The 20,117-nt window shown below is 47.8% G+C and carries 15 protein-coding genes and 1 pseudogene; 5 read left to right on the forward strand and 11 right to left on the reverse strand.

Translation table 11 applies throughout. The features are described from left to right. Window positions 1-27 precede the first annotated feature (27 nt). Both Q0200_RS00685 and Q0200_RS00690 read right to left on the reverse strand, forming a co-directional pair. Window positions 28-1,944: a hypothetical protein gene (locus Q0200_RS00685; RefSeq protein WP_297936620.1), complete on the reverse strand. Its 1,917-nt coding sequence runs from the start codon at window positions 1,942-1,944 to the stop codon at window positions 28-30. An 8-nt stretch (window positions 1,945-1,952) separates the two neighbouring features. Next, window positions 1,953-2,534 (reverse strand): YcxB family protein, encoded by a 582-nt coding sequence (locus tag Q0200_RS00690; protein ID WP_297936623.1) that lies wholly within the window; start codon window positions 2,532-2,534, stop codon window positions 1,953-1,955. A 224-nt stretch (window positions 2,535-2,758) separates the two neighbouring features. Here Q0200_RS00690 and Q0200_RS00695 point away from each other — a divergent pair, with 224 nt between their 5' ends. The 4 genes from Q0200_RS00695 (at window position 2,759) to polA (ending at window position 10,037) form a co-directional block, all read left to right on the forward strand. After that, the gene (locus Q0200_RS00695) at window positions 2,759-5,212 is read left to right on the forward strand and encodes a molybdopterin-dependent oxidoreductase (RefSeq protein WP_297936625.1); all 2,454 of its coding nucleotides are present in this window, start codon (window positions 2,759-2,761) and stop codon (window positions 5,210-5,212) included. Between the two features lie 128 nt (window positions 5,213-5,340). After that, the gene (locus Q0200_RS00700) at window positions 5,341-6,516 is read left to right on the forward strand and encodes a site-specific DNA-methyltransferase (protein ID WP_297936627.1); all 1,176 of its coding nucleotides are present in this window, start codon (window positions 5,341-5,343) and stop codon (window positions 6,514-6,516) included. Beyond that, window positions 6,506-7,372, forward strand: coding sequence for a CfrBI family restriction endonuclease (locus Q0200_RS00705; protein ID WP_297936629.1), 867 nt, complete (start codon window positions 6,506-6,508; stop codon window positions 7,370-7,372). The genes Q0200_RS00700 and Q0200_RS00705 overlap by 11 nt, the downstream gene beginning before the upstream one ends. Before the next feature lie 10 nt (window positions 7,373-7,382). Next, a complete protein-coding gene (gene polA, locus Q0200_RS00710) occupies window positions 7,383-10,037 on the forward strand; it encodes a DNA polymerase I (RefSeq protein ID WP_297936631.1) in 2,655 nt (884 codons plus the stop codon). A gap of 638 nt (window positions 10,038-10,675) precedes the next feature. Here the strand turns inward: polA and Q0200_RS00715 are convergent. The 9 genes and pseudogenes from Q0200_RS00715 to larA form a co-directional block, all read right to left on the reverse strand. Next, window positions 10,676-10,846 carry a hypothetical protein gene (locus tag Q0200_RS00715; RefSeq protein ID WP_297936633.1) on the reverse strand — a complete coding sequence of 57 codons (171 nt, stop codon included), beginning with the start codon at window positions 10,844-10,846 and terminating at the stop codon, window positions 10,676-10,678. A gap of 46 nt (window positions 10,847-10,892) precedes the next feature. After that, entirely contained in the window at window positions 10,893-11,723 is an 831-nt protein-coding gene (locus tag Q0200_RS00720; RefSeq protein ID WP_297936635.1) for a hypothetical protein, read from the reverse strand. 350 nt (window positions 11,724-12,073) lie between these two features. Then, on the reverse strand, window positions 12,074-12,694 hold the full coding sequence (gene ttdB / locus Q0200_RS00725) for a L(+)-tartrate dehydratase subunit beta (RefSeq protein WP_297936637.1): 621 nt from the start codon (window positions 12,692-12,694) through the stop codon (window positions 12,074-12,076). Continuing rightward, window positions 12,691-13,589 (reverse strand): annotated as a pseudogene (gene ttdA, locus Q0200_RS11875) (L(+)-tartrate dehydratase subunit alpha). The gene ttdB and the pseudogene ttdA overlap by 4 nt, the downstream one beginning before the upstream one ends. After that, window positions 13,582-14,022: a DUF2809 domain-containing protein gene (locus Q0200_RS00740; RefSeq protein ID WP_297936643.1), complete on the reverse strand. Its 441-nt coding sequence runs from the start codon at window positions 14,020-14,022 to the stop codon at window positions 13,582-13,584. Before Q0200_RS00740 ends, ttdA begins: the two are co-directional and overlap by 8 nt. Before the next feature lie 65 nt (window positions 14,023-14,087). Beyond that, window positions 14,088-14,834 carry a nickel pincer cofactor biosynthesis protein LarB gene (larB, locus tag Q0200_RS00745; protein ID WP_297936645.1) on the reverse strand — a complete coding sequence of 249 codons (747 nt, stop codon included), beginning with the start codon at window positions 14,832-14,834 and terminating at the stop codon, window positions 14,088-14,090. Beyond that, window positions 14,821-15,603 (reverse strand): ATP-dependent sacrificial sulfur transferase LarE, encoded by a 783-nt coding sequence (gene larE, locus Q0200_RS00750; protein WP_297936647.1) that lies wholly within the window; start codon window positions 15,601-15,603, stop codon window positions 14,821-14,823. The genes larB and larE overlap by 14 nt, the downstream gene beginning before the upstream one ends. Next, complete coding sequence (gene larC / locus Q0200_RS00755) at window positions 15,575-16,912, reverse strand: nickel pincer cofactor biosynthesis protein LarC (protein ID WP_297936649.1); 1,338 nt, start codon at window positions 16,910-16,912, stop codon at window positions 15,575-15,577. The genes larE and larC overlap by 29 nt, the downstream gene beginning before the upstream one ends. Before the next feature lie 2 nt (window positions 16,913-16,914). Continuing rightward, window positions 16,915-18,165, reverse strand: coding sequence for a nickel-dependent lactate racemase (gene larA / locus Q0200_RS00760; protein WP_297936651.1), 1,251 nt, complete (start codon window positions 18,163-18,165; stop codon window positions 16,915-16,917). Window positions 18,166-18,378: 213 nt separating this feature from the next. On the opposite strand from larA, the gene Q0200_RS00765 reads away from it, so the two are divergent. Then, window positions 18,379-20,058, forward strand: coding sequence for an anaerobic C4-dicarboxylate transporter (locus Q0200_RS00765; protein ID WP_297936653.1), 1,680 nt, complete (start codon window positions 18,379-18,381; stop codon window positions 20,056-20,058). Window positions 20,059-20,117: the final 59 nt, after the last annotated feature.

The following is a 20,117-nucleotide window of genomic DNA, read 5'->3' on the forward strand; positions in this document are numbered from 1 at the left end:
CATCCTCCTAAAATGAGATATAATCAATCATTTTGCGCGGCTTGCTTCTTTTACTTTTACGGCTTCGTAAATTTCATCCGCGTTCGTCAAATTTGCGTCCAAAAACTCCTGCGCCTTTTTTAGCGTGCGTGCGCCCATGATGCCGTCGGCCTTGACGCCGATAGCCTTTTGCACGTATAAAATTTTCTCTTTTTGCGTCATCTGCGGCGCGGTTTTAGCGGCGGCGGTGGAGTTTGCTTCGCGCTCTTGGTCGCTAGAGCCCTCAAATTTAGCCGTCATCTCGCGAAATTTGGCCTCCAGGCTACGCGACGCCTCAAAACGCTCGTCAAGCTGCATAAGAGTCGGCGCGTAACCAAAGCCAGATATCGCGCCGTAGATCGCGCCGACTACTCCAAAGCCCGCTAAAATTTTAAAAAACAGCGAAAAAGCCTCTTTGTTTCGCATGCTTTGGCGGTACTCTTTAGGCACGGCACTACGGCGAATCAGCGTAACCAGCGCGCTAAGAGGCGCCAAGACGCACCAAGCAACGCCCGCGCAAAGGGCTAAAAATACAATCGTATAAATAGGCGCCATAATGTAGCGCTCGGCTAAATTTTCGCCTAAAAATCCCGCCGTAAAAACTAGCGCAAGCAGCCAAAATAGCGAGCCCAGCCCAAACCAAACCGCAGGCGAGTAAACGGGGGAGATTTTATTTAGGCACTTTTTCATCGTTTCGCCCAATTTGCTCGCCGCGCCTCTTGATACGTAGCCTTCGCAGGCCTCTATCACGGCGTTTGCGGCCTCGGTTTGTGCGCCGTCCGTTTTAGCGATACGCTTTAGCGCGGAGTCTAGGGCGGGCTGCGAGCAGTAGCGCGTGAAAAATTTAAACGCCTCGCGCCTAGTTATCTTGCCGTCGGCGTCAATCTTTTCTAGCATAGATATCTCGTCTGCGAAAAGATCGTCGAAAAACGGCGGCCTGATAAATGCGTAGGGCGGGTTGCCAAAGCCCACCGCCTCGTACTCCTTGCCTAGCAGGATAAAATTTAGCCTCGTTATCGCGCTAGAACCCACGTAAGAAAACAGGTGCGAGCTCTCGTCGCCGCTCTCTTCGTCTTGATAAAACGGTATCGTTTGCGAGATAAATTTGCAGGTGCGAGCGCATAAAAAGTCCAAAAGCTCGTCTGCATAAGCACGCGATTTTATGCGTAAATTTACGCTGGGTTTCGCGTAGGCGCCGATGTTTGCTACCGTGGTAAAGTATCCGTGTCCGCTACACTGGGCGCACTGCACATAGCCTGATCCCCCGCATCCGCCGCACCTAACCGTGCCAGATCCCGAGCAGCCGTAGCAGGTATTTGAGCCGCTGCCGCCGCATGATGAACAGCTCTCGTAGCGATACGTCACGTAGGTGCTACCGTCTGAGTTATATTGCGTGTGAGGGCGATTTACGCCGCCGCTGCCTCCGCACGTGGAGCAGCTTTGTCGTCCGCGTCCGCCGCAGCTAGAGCAGGTTTTTTTACCGCGTCCGCCGCACTCGCCGCAGCGTGTCTGCCCGTCGCCTCCGCACTCGCCGCAGCGCTCGCTCATGCTAAATGGCTTAAAATCGTAATACCTAACCGCGCCGCCTGATTTTGCGACGGCCTCTTTTGCGTCTTGGCGTAGTTCGGTGAGTAAAATTTCACGCAGATCCGCGCTATCTCTGGCCTGCAACAAGCACTCTCTGGCGTGATTTTCGTAGCCGCGCGTATCGTCGCCGAAATGTATCTGCTCCTTTGCGCCGCCAGCGATTTTGCTCTCTTCGCGCTTGCCGTAAAACTCCCACGTCACGGTCGCCGTCGCTTCAAAATCAAAAATTTCGTGCGAAATTTCTACCAAATCCTCAGGCTTAGCTTGGTTGCCGCTTACTAGATTTCGCAGCCCTTTTAAAAACGGCTCGTGTAAACTCAGCTCGTCAAATTCGCTCATTTTAAATCCTAAATTTGATTTTGCGCGTCTAGTCTCGCGCGCTTTTTTATCTCGCTTAAAAACTCCGCCCCGCCGTCTGCGAAGGCCTCGCGCGGCACGGCATAGAACATGGAGTTTGCGATGATAATGACGACAAACTCGCCCACATATCGAGCGTCGCTGATGACGGCGTACCTGTATCTGCCCTCGCCAAATTTGCTCTTTTGCACGAAAAACTCATCCTCTAAGATCACGCTTTTTGGTCCGAATTCGCCGTAGTTTGCTTTATTTATCAGCGCGCGAGTAAGCAGCCAAGGCCGCAGCCCAGTAGCGTAAAGCAGAGTAAAAAACGCGGCCATCCACGATAGGTAGGCTAGATTTTCCACGCCGCTAAAACCGTAATCCCTAAGCAAGTCGCTAAGCTCCCTGAAGTAAAATTTGACGCACAAAAGCGTGATAAAAAACATGCCAAGAGCCGACGCCGTAAAGTCGCATATACGTATGTTTCGCATAAATTTATCGCCCTTATAGACTATCTTGCCCACCTCGCGCGTCATCGCTTTATAATCGGCGCTAGGCTTTAGCTCAAATTCGGCTTTCAAATTTGACATTTGCTTCCTTTAAATTTTGATGAGATATTATCAAATTTGGCCTAAATTTACGCTATTTTTAAAATCGCCTTTAAAACGATAATTAAGCCCAAATTTAGTAAAATCGCTACCAAGACGCGAGGTCGCGTAATACGATAAAAGGCAAACCATGCAAAACTCAACCACGTAAATTCCGCTAAATTTAAACCGAGTCAACCAATCAAATTTAAATTTAAGGCAGAATCATGAAAAGACGAGACTTTCTAAAACTAGGCGCGCTGGCGGCGGCATCGGCGCAGGCAAAACAATTTGACGCGGCGGCGCAGGCGATATTTGACGAGCAGATGGGGCTTTGCGCGAATAAATTCGGCGCGTTTTACGTCCAAACCATCGGCGGCAGGGTCGTTGGTACTGAGCCGTTTGAGGGCGACGCGATGCCAACGGTGCTAAACAACGCTCTAAGCGATCACATCCAAAACGAAACGCGCGTGAAATACCCCTACGTGCGCAAAAGCTTCCTGGCTAGTCCCGCAGATCCAAAACCCGAGCTTCGCGGTAAAGAGCCATTCGTACGCGTTAGCTGGGACGAGGCGATAAAGCTAAGCGCTAAAATTTTAAAAGAAAACTTCGATAAATACGGCTCTGAGGCCATTTACGGACAGCTTTATCAGTGGGGCAGCCTCGGTAAGGTCGGCCACTCGCAGCGCACCGCAAAGCGCATGCTAAACGCGCTAGGAGGCTACGTGAGCGAGCTTGGCGGCTACTCATACGGCGCGGCGACGGCGTTTTTGCCTCACGTGACGGGCTCTATCGATCCGACGCACGCTCCTACGCGCTGGGAAGGCGTGGTAAAGGAGGCCAAAACGATCGTGTTTTGGGGCACGAATCCCGTCGTCTCAAACAAGATCGCTATCGGCGTTCCGATGCACAACTCCTACGCCTACTACGAGATTATGAAAGATAAATTTAAAAAAGGCGAGATGAAAATTTACAGCATAGACGTTTACCGCAACGAAACGGCGGAGTATTTCGGCGCAGATTATCTTGCCGTGCGCCCTTGCACCGATACGGCGATGCTGATCGGACTTTGCGATTATCTCTACGAAAACGGACTTTACGACAAGGAATTTATAGAGCGCTACACGGTCGGGTTTGATAAATTTAAGGAGTATTTCACAGGCGCGAAAGACGGCGTGAAAAAGGATCTTGCGTGGGCGAGCAAAATTTGCGGCGTGAGCGAAAAGGAATTAAAAAACCTAGCGGGTACGCTAGCTAAAAAAGACACGCTCATCGTCACGGGCTACGCGATACAGCGTCAGCACCACGGCGAGATGGCGTACTGGGCGCTGATAACTCTAGCTGCGATGCTAGGCGACATCGGCAAGACGGGGCGCGGCTACGTGATGAACGATCAGATGCATAAAAACGCCGATATCAGCTTTGTTGCACCTAAGCTTCAGGCCTTTAACCCGGCGGTAAATGAAAAATACATCGCCCCGCAAGGCAAGCTAGCCAAAGCCAAATACCACGAGATACCAAACAGCAGGCTCATAGACGCGATCATGGAGCCGGGCAAAGAGATCGAGCGCAACGGCAAAAAGTACGTTATGCCGCACATTAGAGTGATGTTTAACGCCAACGGCTCGACCTTCACCCGCCATCCCGATACCAACCGCGCGGTCGAAGCGATGAAAAAGATCGAAGCGATCATCACCACCGAGCCCTTTTGGACGAGTACGGCGAGACTCAGCGACATCGTGCTACCGGCAGCTCTTGAGTGCGAGCGCACGGATATCGAGTTTGCAAACTCGACTAGCGAATACCTTTTTGCGATTAAACCGCTAGTTAAGCCTGCTGGGGAAAGCAAAAGCGACTTTGAGATCGCGCGGCTCATCTGCGCGCAGTGGGGCGAGGAGTACGAGCAGGCCTTTAGCGAGGGCAAAACGGAGCTTGAGTGGGTGCAGCAAATCTACGAAAACGCCGCAAAGCAAGCCGAGGGCATGGGCATAGCGATGCCTAAATTTGAGGAGTTTTGGCAAAAAGGATATGTTAAATTTGATAAGATCGACGAGAAAAAGCGCTACTTTACAAACTACGCGGACTTCCGCGCCGATCCAGAGAAAAACGCGCTAAAAACCCCGTCGGGCAAGATCGAGCTCTACTCCGAAGCTGTCGAAAAGCTAGGTTACGCGGACTGCCCGCCGCACGTGACGTGGATGGAGCCATTTGAGTGGCTGGGCGGCGACGTGAGCAAGTACCCTATCGCCATCAGCGGCGCGCACTCTAAATTTAGACTCCACTCGCAACTAAACAGCTCGCTCATCCGCAACTACGCCGAGATAGCAAACCGCGAACCCGCGCTCATCAGCCCCGCCACGGCAAAAGCGCGCGGCATAAAAACGGGCGACGTGGTGAGGATATACAACGACCGAGGCGAGATCCTCTGCGGCGCGCTGGTGAGCGACACGGCGCAAGATAACGTCGTGATCGTAAGCGAAGGCGCGTGGTACGATCCTGCCGTCTGGGGCGAGAAAAGTCTTTGCAAGCACGGCAACATAAACGTGCTAACCAAGGACGTACCGAGCTCACAGCTCTCGCAAAGCAACACCGCGCACACGAGCATGGTGCAGGTCGAGAAATTTAAAGGAGAACTACCGAGTATAACGGCGTTTGATAGACCCGTGACGATAGAGGCTTAGGCTTTAAAGTAAAATAGTCGGCATGATATTTTGTCACATAAAATTACTAGCGACCTTATAAATTTAACATAAAAATTTGGTGATCAAAGATATAATGTTTTTAAAAATTTATTGATTTAAAGACAGGTATGGTTAAAGATATGAGTTCTGGTCAGGAAACGGACATTTTTAATTGTCCGACTATTTTATATATTAAAAATCTTGGTTTAGAAAAATCGGATGCAAATTTAGAACATCTAATTTATCTATTCCATCAAGATTTGGGAATTGATTTAAAGCGTGAAATAGTATCTTCCATAGGAAGACAAACTAATAGCAAGAAAATATATGATTTTATATCTCAAGAGGTATTTAATAATCACTATATGGAAGTCGTTTATCAAATGTTTCGGACGGTTCTTTATAGGTCTAAATCGGATATGGATTTTAAAAACCTAAAAGATAAAATTTTAGACTTTTATAAAAACGAAGTTATGTATAAAATGGTGGAATTTTACGAAAAAAAACAAAGGGGTAATTTAAAATTAAACTTTAATAGACAAATCACAAGGCCTACGATATTAGTCGGAGACAATAGACAAACTCTAAAAAAAATCAAAGATAATCAAATCAATCTAATATTTACATCGCCTCCATATTATAATGCAAGAGAGTATTCAGACTATAAAAACTATAAAGAATATCTAGAATTTATGTATGACACCTTAGAGCAGTGTCATAGAATCTTAGAGGACGGCAGATTTATTTTGATTAATGTTTCGCCCGTAATAACAAAAAGAGTCGGCAGAGAATTTGAATCGATTAGATATCCTATACATTTCGACTTTCATTCTATATTGATTAGAGCAGGTTTTTATTTTATAGATGAGATTATTTGGATAAAGCCGGAATACAGCGTTCCAAATAGAATAGCAGGTTATATTCAAACAAGAAGACCCTTGAGTTATAAACCAAATTGCATTACAGAAAGCATAATGGTATATCGAAAAAAAGCCCCTTTTCTATTAGATAAAAATATTGCTATGTATGACAAAGGGTATAAAAACGATAATAATATAGATAGCACAAACTGTTGGTATATATCGCCCAAATCAGACAAAAAACATCCTGCGGTTTTTCCTGAAGAATTATGTGAAAAGGTGTTAAAGTATTATTCATTTGAAGGCGATACAGTGTGCGATCCTTTTGCCGGAAGCGGAACTTTCGGTAGAGTTGCAAAAAGGATGAACAGAATTCCATTGCTATGTGAGCAAAATCGTAATTACGTAGAAAATATAAAGAAAGGCGGTTTTTATGACATTTGATGATTTAGTAGTTAACAATACGGTTGAAAAACTAATAAGAGGAGAGGATTATCGACAAGAAGTTGTAAATTTTATCAATAGTAGCTTTTTGGACTTTGCCTTAGTTTTTTTTAAAAGAATTTTAGACGCGAAAATGCATAATATAGGCATTAATATTGATTGGTATAAAAAATATTTTATCCAAGAAAATAATTTTAGTGCTGATGAAGCCATTATATTTGCTGGAATAAACAAAAAAACTATAAGTAATATCTATGGAAGTGCAACCAGAGAAATTATGCTTAATGTTGCTAGTGAAAATATCGACTATTTGAAGTCTTTGCTAGATATGTTAGAAGACAACAATGATAGCATAGGTATTATTATAAAAATTTCATACAATAGTATTTCAATAGAGCTAAACCTTAATGAAAGCTTATTGGTTATAAATGCTTTAGCGACCAAAAAGATAGCATTGCGAGGTAGTGCATGGAGTAGCATTGGCAAAAGAGTAGAAAAACCATTAATGATCAAGCTTTGTGAGCTGTGCAAGGTGCCGAAAGATTTTATAAATTCTGAAGTTTTTAAAAAGAATAATAAAATGGATTTTGACAGAGAAGTGGATTTTAAGCTATATAACTCAAAAAAGGATAAGGAATTTAGGGTTGAAGTAAAACTTATGGGCAAAGGAAATCCCGAATCAGCGGATGCCGTTATCGCAAGAGAGTCTAAAATTTTTGTTGCCGATACGCTTAGCGAACAAAATAAAAATCAACTAAAGTCGCTAGGGGTTGAATTTTTGGAGCTAAAAAATAACGAGAACTGTGTAGATGATTTCAAGAAAATATTAAAAAAACTAGATATTCCATTCTCTTAAAGGACGGAAAATGAGCCAAAAAACACTAACGATCATCGACACTTTCGGATTTTTTTTCAGACTTTACTACGCGATGAGCGGACTAAAAAACCGCGAGGGCAAGCCAAGCGGCATGGTGAGCGGCTTTGCTAGCTTTATCATGAATTTGCGCCAGGAGTTTGCCAGCGACTATATCATCTTCGCGCTAGATAGCAAGGGCAAAACGCTGCGCCACGAGATCCTGGGCGAGTATAAAGCCAACCGCTCCGAGCCGCCCGCCGCGCTAAAAGAGCAGCTACCCGTGTGTATCGAGATGATAGAAAAAATGGGCCTAGCCGCCGTGAGCCGCGAAGGCTACGAGGCCGACGACATCATCGCTAGCGTCGTAAAGGAGTGCAAGCAGCGGGATATATTTGTACGTATCGTGACGCACGATAAGGATCTCTATCAGCTCATCGAGGACGGCAAAGTAAGCATCTATAGCCCGCAAAGTAAGATCGACCACGATAGCGCGAGCTGCATAGAAAAATACGGCGTTCCGCCAAGCTGCATACGAGATTTTCTCGCGATCGCGGGCGATAGCTCGGATAATATCCCAGGCGTCAAAGGCATCGGCGCGGTGGGTGCTAAAAAGCTACTAAACGAATTTGGCAGCCTCGAAGGCATCTACGAAACCCTGCCGCTAGTTCGAAACGAACGTATCCGCGGCATGCTAGCAGAGGGGCGAGAGAGCGCGTTTTTGAGCAAGCGCCTAACCTCGCTCTTTGACGACGTGCCTGACGTGCTCGATCTAAAAAGGGCGGAATTTCCCGAGCAAAATCCGCTCGTAAAGGTCGCCGACACTCTGCGCGAATACGATCTAAACCGCCTCTTAAAAGCGCTACAAAACAGCGAAAACGCGGGCGAAAACGCGGAATTTAAGCTCGGCTTTAACGCTCGGCTCTTAACGGACGAGAGCGAGATCGAGCGACTGCTGGCAAATATGGACGCAGACACGCTCGTGGCCTTTGACACCGAGACCACGGACGTCGATACGCAAAACGCCCGTCTGGTCGGCTTTAGCTTTTGCTTTAACGACGAGGAGGCCTACTACGTGCCGGTGGCGCACGAGTATCTGGGCGCACCAAAGCAGGTGAGCGAGAAATTTGCCGCCTGGGCGATAGGGCAAATTTACAAAGGCTGCGTGATCGGGCAAAATTTGAAGTACGATTTTAAGGTCGTAAAGCGAAATCTAGGGCTTGAGCCGCCTGTAAATTTTAAAGATACGATGATACTAGCGTGGCTCATGGATCCGGGCTCAAGCGTGGGTATGGACGCGCTAGCTAAGCGGCTCTACGACTACGACACGATCAAATTTGAAGACGTGGTAAAGCGCGGCGAGACCTTCGCGTCCGTGGCACTGGAAAACGCGGCCAAATACGCCGCCGAGGATGCCTGGATAACGCTGAAGTTTTACAAAAGCTTTTTAAATTTGCTCGATCCCGAGCTGCTCGCGCTTGCAGGTAGGCACGAGTTTCCTTTTATCCTCACGCTATTTGATATGGAGCGCGAGGGCATCGCGATAAACCAGGAGAAAATGCAAAATTTGATCCTGCGAAACGACGCTAAAATCAAGGCTTTAACGAGCGAAATTTACGAGCTAACGGGCGAAAATTTTAATATCAACTCCGTTAAGCAGCTGGGCTCGGTACTGTTTGAACACCTAAAACTACCCGTAAAGAAAAAGACAAAAACGGGCTATAGCACCGACGAGGCCGTACTGGCCGAGCTCATAGAGGAGCATCCCGTCATCGAAAAGCTACTCGAGTACCGCGAGCTATATAAGCTGCAAAGCACATACTGCGAGCCGCTGCTAAATTTGGCTAAAAAAGACGCCGATAGCAGGATATACACGAACTTTATCCAGACGGGAACTAGCACCGGCAGGCTCTCATCTAAAAATCCGAACCTGCAAAATATCCCCGCTCGCGGTACGCTGGCAAAAGACGTGCGAGGCTGCTTTGAGGCTAAAAGCGGCTTTAGTTTCGTGGGGCTCGACTACTCGCAGATCGAGTTGCGACTGCTCGCGCATTTTAGCTGCGACGAGGCGCTTTTGCGGGCGTTTGCGAACGACGAGGACATTCACGCGCGCACGGCGATTAGTATATTCGGTAGTGCTGAGGGGCAAAACCGCGCGGTGGCAAAGAGCATAAATTTCGGCCTCATCTACGGCATGGGCTCGAGCAAGCTGGCAAATCAAGTAAGCATCACGCGCGCCGAGGCAAAGGAGTATATCGAGCGCTATTTTAAAGCTTTCCCTACGATAAAGGGCTTTTTAGAAGGGATAAAAACCGCCGCGAAAAGCGAGGGCTTCGTGCGCACGCTGCTGGGAAGAAAGCGGTTGTTTGACTTTACTACCGCGACGCCGATGCAAACGGCGATGTATGAGCGCGAGGCGGTAAATACGATATTTCAAGGCTCGGCTGCGGATATCATCAAGATGGCGATGGTAAAAATCCGCCCGCTTTTAAGTCCGCGCGCTAGGATGCTTTTGCAGATACACGACGAACTAATCTTCGAGGTGCAGGACGGTTATGCGCAGGAATTCGGCGTAGCGGCGCAAAAGATAATGCAAGAAATTTATAAACTAAACGTGCCGCTTAAAACGAGCCTAAACGTGGCGAAGGATTGGGGCGAGCTGAAGTAAAATAGGCAAATTTGAGCGTTTAGCCGAAGTCAAATTTGGCGGTTAAACTTGAGGGTCTAACGACGATAAGTTTTTAAATTTAACCGCTTGCGGGCGGTTAAATTTGAGATAAAATTGCAGAGTAAATTTAAAAAGACGGGATTAAATTTGTTTCTCGGCAAAGGCTACTGCAAGTAGCATGATGTGTGGCGACTACCGAGCCTCGGCACAAAAGTCTTCTTTTTTATACGGCGCTCGCTCACAAAGAGTAGAGTATAGTTTCTTTGGCTTTTTCATAAAATTCTTTAGTTTGTTTTCGTAAGCCATAGCCGCCATAAGGCAAGAAGAAATGTAGTATTTTTGGCTATAGCAGGATTTTTCTGCAGTTTTAAACGATTGTACGAATTTGTCTTCAAAATATAAGATACCTCCTAACAAAAGACACCTTTGTTTGTCTATTTCGCAGGCTTTGTTCGCATAAAAATACGCCTGTTTCGATCGTGTTTCGTAGTAATCGCCCAAGAGTTCGCAACTGAGCGCAGAGCCTTTGTTGCATGCCTACTTGTAAAGTTTTATTGCCTGCCGCGGCTTGTTATTTCCTTTTAAAACTTTTCCGTAAAGCGCGCAGGCATATTGGTTTCCGTCTTCGCACATCGGGCTTAAAATTTCAGCGGCTTTTTGTAGTCTTTGCTTTTCGTATGGATTCTGCCTTGTATCAAACAAGCGTCAAAATCGCCGTTTATACATAGTTTTCCTAGATTTTCTACAGCATTTTGCGCATCTTTTTCTCTGTTTTTCATTTTGTCGTTTTTGTTTAGGAAAAATACCATTTCGCAAGCTTGCGCGTCTTTTTGCTCGCAGCTATTTAAAGGGCTATTACGGCTCTGTTACCGGTAAAAAAGTACGCGAAGGCGGAGTATTTTTAGCCTTTTTGCAAAAGTCGTTTTTCATATAAGGCGCTTGTTTGCAAAGCTTAATATATAATTTTCTTGGCGCTTCAATAAGATTTGCTACTATGCTATGTTGATAGGTTGAATCCGCCATCAGGCAAGGGATAATATTATATTTTTGGTTATAGCAGGATTTCTCGAAAGCATAAAACGCGTCAATGTATTCGCCCGCTTCTCGTAGTACGAGTCCATACCCATAGCACATTTTCTCGTTCATTTCGCAAGCTTGTTTCATATAGAAATACGCCTGCTTCATATCTTCCCTGAAGTAGTAACGACCAAGAAGATCGCATCCGCGAGCGGAGCCTTTATCGCATGCTTGATTAAAAAGCTCCACGGCTCGCTTCGACTCTCCTTTTTCTCTAAATGCGCCTCCGTAAAGCGCGCAAGCGTCTTGGTTGCCGCTTTCGCACATCGGGCTTAAAATTTTAGCCGCTTTTTCAAAGTCTTTGTACTTTTTGTTTATTGAGTAGATGTTGCCTAGTATCAAGCAGGCGTTTAAATTTTTTTCGGCGCATAATTTATCTAGATTTTCCATTGATTCTTGCATAATTTTTTCGTCGTTTTCTATTTCGCCTTCTTTATGCATCGAAAAAATTTGTTCGCAGGCTAGGGCGTCTTTTTGTTGGCAGAGATTTGCATATTTGTTGAACTGCTTAGCAAAAAGCTCTTTTTGTTTGGCATCAAATTCCTCAGCTCGGCTAGCTGCCGTAAAAACAAGCAAAATAGCGAACGTTGCAGAAAATAAATTTTTCATTTTTATCCTTTTAATTTTTATACTTTTATACTGCGGCTGAGTAAATTTTACCGAAAAAATCCGTTTTGGCATAAACTTTTCTAGACATACGCCAACAAACCATATCCAAAAGCTAGCTTTAGTGCTGACTTAAACGATACTACGCATAATCCGTCTTGCGCCTCTAAGCCAAGACGGATTAGCAAGCAATGCATGTAAAATAGCTCATCAAAGCTCGCTTTTTACAGTAAATTTATAAAACGCAAAACCGCGTACCTATAAATTTATGGTAAGTAGGAGAAAGACTCGCTATAGCTTATAAATTTAATTCAAATTTTTATGCGTGTTTTGCGCAAGTCGCTCAAATTTAACTACTTTATAAACCCGACCTGCGGTAAAATTTCAGCCAGCGCCGCGTCCTTTTTCTCGTTAAATTTAACCTTGTTTTGCTCAAAAAGGTTGTTTCCGTGCGCATCTATCGAGACTATTAATGGGCCAAATTCCTTCACGCGGCACTTCCACAAGGTCTCTGGCATCCCAAGCTCCGTCCAGTCGGCACTCTCGATCTCCTCGACCTGCGTCGCGGCGACCACCGCGCAGCCTGCGGGAAATACGCAGTGTATCGCGCCAAACTCCTTGCAGCCGCTCATCGTGCCCTCGCCCATGCCGCCTTTGCCGACAATGAGGCGCACGCCCGTTTTGGCGATAAATTCGCGCTCGAATTTCTCCATCCTCATGCTAGTCGTCGGCCCGACCGAAACCATCTCAAAGCTTTCTTTGCCGCCGCCGTCCATTTTTCTGATGATCGGCCCCGCGTGCAGGATCGCGCCGCCCCTGATGTCTAGCGGCAGCTCGCGACCCTCCTGCACGACGCGTCTGTGCGGCACGTCGCGACAGGTGACGATGTGCCCGGTTAGATAGATCACGTCGCCGATTTTGATATCCGCTAGATCCTCGGGCGCGATCGGCGTGGTTAAAATTTTCTTACTCATAGCGCGAACTCCTTGTGCGATTTTACGGCAAAATTTAGCCCCGCGTCCCAGACGATGTGCCCTTTGCGGTGCGACCAGCAGCCCACGTTTACGGCGACGGCGATGACGCTTGGGTGGCGGGCGCAGTTTTGTATATGCACGCCCATGACCGAGCTTGCGCCGCTCATGCCTTGCGGGCCTAGGCCGATTTTATTGATGCCCTCTTCGAGCAGCTTTTCGGTTAGCGCGGCGCGCTCGTTTGGATTATGCGAGCCAAGAGGCCTCATCAGCGCTTTTTTGGATAGCAAGGATGCCACGTCGATCGAGGTGCCCACGCCTACGCCCACTAGCAGCGGCGGACAGGCGTTTATGCCGTAGCTTGTCATTATATCCATAGCAAATTTAACGACGCCCTCATAGCCCAGCCAGGCATCAGCACGGTCGCCTTGCCAGGTAGGCTACAGCCGCCGCCTGCCATATATGTGTCTATCTCACACTCGCTGCTTTGCGGTACGATCTCCCAAAATACGCTAGGCGTGCCCTTGCCGACGTTTTTGCCGGTGTTGTACTCGTCAAAGGTCTCGACGCTGTTGTGACGCAGCGGAGCCTCGCGCGTCGCTCGCAGTACGGCCTCTCGCAGCAGCTCCTCAATCTCGCCGATGAGCGGGAAGTTCGCTCCGCAGCGCACGAAAAACTGGATCACGCCCGTATCCTGACAGGACGGACGATCTAGCTGCTTAGCTAGGCGCTGGTTTTCAAACATCGTTTTGTAGATTTCTCTCGCCAGCGGCTGCGTCTCGCGCTCGGCGAGCTCGCTTAGCTTCGCCGTCACGTCGTCGGGCAGCACTTTGCCCGTGTAGCCGACGAATTTCGCCATGACCTCGGTCATCTTTTGCACGGCTTTTTCTTTATCCATCGCTTCTCCTTTGCCGGTTTTTACTTTCAAATTTTTCACTGATACCCGCCAGGATGCAGCCTGCGGCGTAGCAGAGCAGGTCGGCGAAATCAAACGTCCCGCCGATCATTACTTTTAAAATTTTATTTTCTATGCCTAAAATTTGCACGGCACCCAGATACTGCGCGAGCTCTAAAGCCGCCGCAAACGCGAAAATTTTAAGCGGTAAATTTGAAGGCGGCGCGCTAAATGTAGCCCTCGTCAAAACGTAAAGCAAGATAACCGCCAAAACATCGCCTGCGTAGTGGCGCACGAAGCCGCCCTTTATGCAGATCGCGATATAAATTTCGACCGCCAAAAGCACGCCAGCCGCGGCTAAAAACGCTAGCCTTGTTTGCGGCTTTTGCGCGAGCTTTGCGGCACTTTTTTGCTCGTTTAAATTCTCCCCTCGCAACGCTTTCCTTTTAAATTTAGCCTTCAAATTTAGCCGTTAAATTTGCCTCGCGCGCGGGCGTAAATTTAGAGATGATTTATCAGGCTCGCGTTGTACGCGGCGCCGAATCCGTTGTCGATATTTACGACGCTAACGCCGTTTGCGCAGCTGTTTAGCATCGCTAGCAGTGCCGCCAGCCCGCCAAAGCTCGCTCCGTATCCCACGCTGGTGGGCACCGCGATCACGGGCACGCTAACAAGACCAGCCAGCACGCTAGCTAACGCACCCTCCATGCCGGCTACCGCGATCACGACCTTTGCGCCGCGTATCTGATCTAAATTTGCGATCAACCTATGCAGTCCCGCCACGCCCGCGTCGCTAAATTTGCGCACGTCGTTGCCTAGAAATCTCGCCGTTTCGTACGCCTCCTCCACGACCGCGCCGTCTGCGGTGCCTGCGGAGACTATCGCGATGTAGCTTTGCGTGAGCGTGGGCTCTTTAAATTTGACGCTGATGACGCGGCCGCGAGCATTAAACTCCGCCTGCGGCAACGTCTTGCGCACCAGCTTAAAAACCTGCTCGTTTGTGCGCGTGATCAGGATATTTTGCCCTCTCGCGCCGATCGCACCGGCGATGCGTAAAATTTCATCATCAGTCTTGCCCTCGCCGTAGATCACCTCGCCCGCGCCGTTTCGCAGGGCGCGCTGGGTGTCGATCTTGGCGCAGCCCACGTCCTCGTAGGGGTAGTTTTTCAGGTATTTTAGCGCTTCTTGCTCGCTCACGCGGCCGCTTTTTATCCCCTCGAAAAGCTCTAAAATTTCACCCTCTCTCATGCAAAACATCCTCTCTAAGCCCCTTTAGATCGAGCGTCACCTCCGCTGCACCAAGCGAGACGAGCCGTCTAACGACGCTTTTAAATTTTGCATCGTTTAGGAAGTCTCGCATGCTGGAAAAGGGCATTTGCAGCTTTATATTTTTGCGGTCGCACCGCGCGCGGACGTTTGCGTAGCCGCTTGCGATGAGTAGATTTTCCGCGGCTTCGATCAAATTTAGCTCGCTCTCATCGATCTCGCGCCCGTGCGGCAAGCGCGTTAGCAAGCACGCGTAGCCCGGTTTTTCGGCAGTGGGTAAATTTAACTCGCGCGAGAGCTCGCGGATCTCGGATTTGGTTAAATTTATCAGCGGCGAGAGCACGCCTAGCTCCTCTTTTGCTTTGAGCCCGGGGCGGTATTCGCCCAGATCGTCTCGGTTCGTGCCGTCTGCGACGCGGCTAAAGCCAAGCTCACGGGCGCGCTCTATCAGGCGCGAAAACACCGCCTTTTTGCACAGATAGCAGCGGTTTTCTGGATTGTCTTTGATCCCCTCCGCGACGCCGAGCTCTAAAATTTCGTGCCTGATGCTGTAGATGCGGGCAAATTCTACGGCTTCTGCGATCTCGCGCGAGGACATGTAGGGCGATCTGATCGTTATGCCGATCGCGCGCTCACCCAGCGCGTCGTATGCCGCACGCAGCAGCAGCGAGCTGTCCGCGCCGCCGCTAAATGCGACTGCGAGTTCGCCCAGCCCGCGCAGATCAGCCTTTAGTTTTTCTAGTTTCGTCATAGATTTCTAGCGCCTCTTTTCGCACCCGCTCGATCGTCGTGCCGTGCGCGAGCGCCGCGGCCTTGCAGTCCTCAAATTCGGGCTTTGCTTTTTGCGTTTGGCCGCTGCCTGAAATTTTGAGCCCTATCTCGCCGAATTTCGTCTGCACACGCACAAACTCGCGCTTTAGTTCGGTTTTAGCAACCTCTATCTCGCGGACGCCGATCGCCGTCGTGTGCGTAAATATCAGATCCTTTAAATTTTGTGCGTCCTGCTCGCGGCACAGCGCATTTAGCTCAAAGCCCGCGCGCCCCTTTTTCATAAAAATAGAGCGGCTAAATACGTCCAGCGCGCCGTTTTCGCGCAAAATTTCGCAGGCAAAGGCAAAGCTCTCGGCATCCATATCGTCGATGTTGGTGGAGATTAAAATTTGCTTGCAAACCTCGCCGTAGCCAGCTCGCGCGCCTAAATTTGACTTGTCGCTTTCGCCGCTTAGATCCGCCTCGCAGATCATCGCGCGAAGCACGTTTGCAAAGCCAGCGGCGTCACGCTCGCCAGCGCCGTAGCCGATCTTTTCGATTTTAAAGCTCGCGCCGTCCGTAAACTCGTCCGCGCAGGCCTTTAAAATCGCCGCTCCCGTGGGCGTTGTCATCTCGAAATTTGCGCGCCCAAGGCTTACGGGCACGCCTTTTAAAATTTCGCAAACGGCGGGTGCCGGCACGCTAAGAGCGCCGTGATCGCAGATCGCTACGCCGCCGCCAAGCTCGATAGGCGAAGTAAAAATTTGCGGCGCGCCCAAAGCCTCCAAGCAGATAGCCGCGCCCACTACGTCCGCGATGCTGTCTGCGGCGCCAACTTCGTGAAAATGTACTTGCCCTACGCTAGTGCCGTGGATTTTGGCCTCGGCTCGCGCGATAACGCTAAAAATTTCGCTTGCCGTTTTTTTTACGAAAGTGCTTAGGCTAGAGCTCTCGATAAGCTCTAAAATTTGCGTGAAATTTCGCGGACGCGGATGGTTTTGGGCGGGCTTATCCGCTCTAAATTCGGCGCTGTGAATTTTGCCGTTTAAATTTTGACGCGGGCTAAATTTAGCGCCTAAGAGGCCAAGCGGAATTTGGCTCGGATTTGCCGCGCAAACGACGTCGATTTTGGTCGCGGCGATGCCGTTTTTTAACACGTTTTTGCGCTCTAGCTTAAATTCGCCGGCTAAATTTAATTTCTCAAGCTCGGTGCAAAGATAGCCAAAATCCACTCCGAGCCCCACCAGCGCGCCTAAATTCATATCGCCGCTGATGCCGCAGCTCGCGTCGTAATATAAAATTTTAGCCAAACTTACGCCTTAGGCACCGTCATCGAGCCAAACGGCAGGATGATGATTTTAGCGTCCGCACCCTTTTGCGCGAGCGCGTCGTCCACGGCCTTTTGGATGTCGTGGTATGGCTTTAGATGCACGGCTCGCATCTCATCATCGCTTAGATCAGTCACAGCCCAAGTCTGCGCCCAGAGCGAAATTTCAGCCATTTTAGCAGCCTTGTGGTAGCCAAGCTTAAAGCCAGAATTTATCTTTTCAAGCACCTTTTTTGGCGTGTCGGCCGATGCCATAAGGTCAAAAAAAGGTTTTGGACCGATGCCTGTGCGGCATTTTGCGACCATTATTAAAATTCCATCCTTTGCAAGCGCTAATTTGCCGTTATCTAAAGCTTTTTGCGCCTGATAAAGATCGACATCCATAGGATAGGGCGCTACCGAGATCACGATGTCGGCTTTTTGTGGGATATTTACACAAAAGACCTCATCGGCCTTTTTCACGCAGTCGTAAAAACTATCATTTAGATCGCCAGCACTTGCGTAATAGACGCCATGTTCGCTATCAAGCACGGTTTGTATAGAAAATACGTCGATATTTGAAAGCACCTTCATCGCATCGATCATATCTTCATGCACGGGGTTGCCCTCAAGGCGCAGAGCCTGAGCGTCAGGACTAAGGGCTAGTTTGTGGTTTTGCGTGATGCTCTCGTATGAGGCAGTGCCTGGTAAAAAGGCCTTTCTACCGCCGGTGTAGCCAGCAAAATAGTGCGGCTCGACTGAACCTATAACGATCACTTTTTTAGCTTCAGCTACGATTTTGTTTAGATACATCTGCGTGCCGTTTTTGGACTCGCCTAAAAATACCATCTCATCGTGCTTTGAGTCGTGATCATGAACCTCGTTTTTGGCTCTGATCTCTGAGTAAATTTCTTTAGAAAATATCATATTGTATTCATCTAGCGTCCCCTCTCTGTGGCAGCCAGTGGCGATGATGAAAATTTTATTTTTATCGCGAAGTTTTGGATAAATTTGCTTTAAAATTTTAGCAGTTGGCGTAGGCCTTGTGCCGTCATTTACGATGATAACGATCTTTTCATCGCCTGCGATAAACTCGTCAAAGCTTTTTTGGTTTATTGGATTTGCCAAAGCCTTTGCGATAAGCGCCGCTTCGTCAAATTTAGCGACTTTGTTTGGGTCAAAAATGCCAAGCAGATTTTTTTCGTCTATTTTTAAATTTATATGGTCATCTTTGCCATAAGCGATAGGGATTTGCATGTTTGCTCCTTAAGCAGATTTATTAATTTTTAGTCTTAGGATTATATATCAAATTTTCTTTTAAATGCATTTAGATCGATTAAATTTGACTAGCGGCGCATCAAATTTGGTTAAATATATGATTAATACTTACAAATGTATTTTTAATTTTTTTATTAGTATTTAATTTTAATATTTATATAATCGCGGCGTAATTTCCAAAAAGGAGAAAAAATGGAATTTCTAACCAGTTTGAGTGAAAGCACTCAGTTCACTCTCCAACTAATCGTAGTGCTCGGATGTCTGTTCTACGGCGCTAAAAAAGGCGGTATGGCGCTAGGTGTACTAGGCGGCATCGGTCTTGTTATCTTGGTATTTGCATTCGGTATGAAGCCTGGCAAACCGGCAGTAGACGTCATCCTAACGATCCTAGCCGTCGTCGTAGCATCTGCTACGCTTCAAGCAGCGGGCGGTCTTGATGTTATGCTTCAGATCGCTGAAAAAGCGCTTAGAAAGCATCCAAAACTAGTCTGTTATCTTGCGCCGATTTGCGGCTGGACACTAACGGTGCTATGTGGTACTGGTCACACAGTTTATACACTTTTACCGATCATCTATGATGTATCAATGAAAAGCGGTATCCGTCCGGAAAGACCGCTGGCTGCGACTACGATCTCGTCTCAGCTAGCTATCATCGCTAGCCCGGTTTCGGTTGCGGGCGTATCTATGGTCGCGGTTTTGCTAGGCACGGGCACCGTTCATATCGATGGCTTTACTAGCTATGTAGATTTGCTTAAAGTTACGATTCCGGCTACCTTCATAGGCGTGCTTTGTATTGGTACTTTTTCCGTATTTAGAGGAAAAGACCTCGATAAAGACCCTGAATTTCAAGAAAAAATTAAAGATCCGGAGCAAAGAAAATACATCTACGGCTCAGACGATTCTAAATCGCTAGTCGGCGTTCATCTGCCTAAAAAGCAATGGAATATAATGTGGATATTCCTAGCTACCATCGCTATCGTGGCGGTTCTAGGCTACTATAAACAGCTTCGCCCTAGCTGGACTAGCGATGTCCCAGGTAAATCTATCGAAATCGTAGTGGATAAAAAAGTAGTTAAAAACATTACCGTAAAAGACGGACAAGTAGTCTCTACCGTAGATAGTAGCAAAGTCGTCTCAAACGTAAAAGACAGTAAAGTAAAAGATGCTACTAAATTTACTAACGTAGAAGTCCTAGATAAAGACAAAAAAGTAACTCAAACCATCGTGCTTCAAGACGGCAACGTAGTTATTACTAAAGGCGACAAGACCGAAACCGTCGCAAACGCTAGCATCGTAGTAAAAGATACTATGAAAAAAACCGCGCCTCTAGGCATGGTCGATACGATCCAAATTTTCATGCTACTAGCCGCATCAATCATGATGATCTACTCAGGCATCAAGGCTGCTAAGATCGCTCAAAACGAGATTTTCCACAGCGGTATGGTTGCGCTTGTCGCGATCTACGGTATCAGCTGGATGGCCGATACGATGTTCCACTCTCACATCGAGATGCTAAAAGGCTCGCTAGGAGAGGTGATGAGGGCCTATCCGTGGATGTATATCGTAGTAGGTATGCTGATTTCTAAGTTCCTAAACTCTCAAGCAGCAGCTGCTGCGACATTCGTACCGCTTGCGGTTCAGATCGGCGTGGATCCAGGTATCATCGTCGCGTTTGCTACGGCTTGCTACGGATACTTTATCCTTCCTACATATCCGAGCGACCTTGCGGCAATCCAGTTTGACCGCTCAGGTACGACTAAGATCGGTAAATACGTCATCAATCACAGCTTTATCATCCCTGGTCTTATCGGCGTGTTTAGTTCGTGCGCAGTGGGTTGGGTGCTAGCTAACCTGTACGGATTTATAAAATAATTTTGCCTTGCGAGACTTGCTTCGGCTCGTCTCGCGAGCGCTTTTGAGAGAGATTTGAA

Source organism: uncultured Campylobacter sp., from assembly GCF_938045225.1.
Lineage (GTDB): Bacteria > Campylobacterota > Campylobacteria > Campylobacterales > Campylobacteraceae > Campylobacter_A.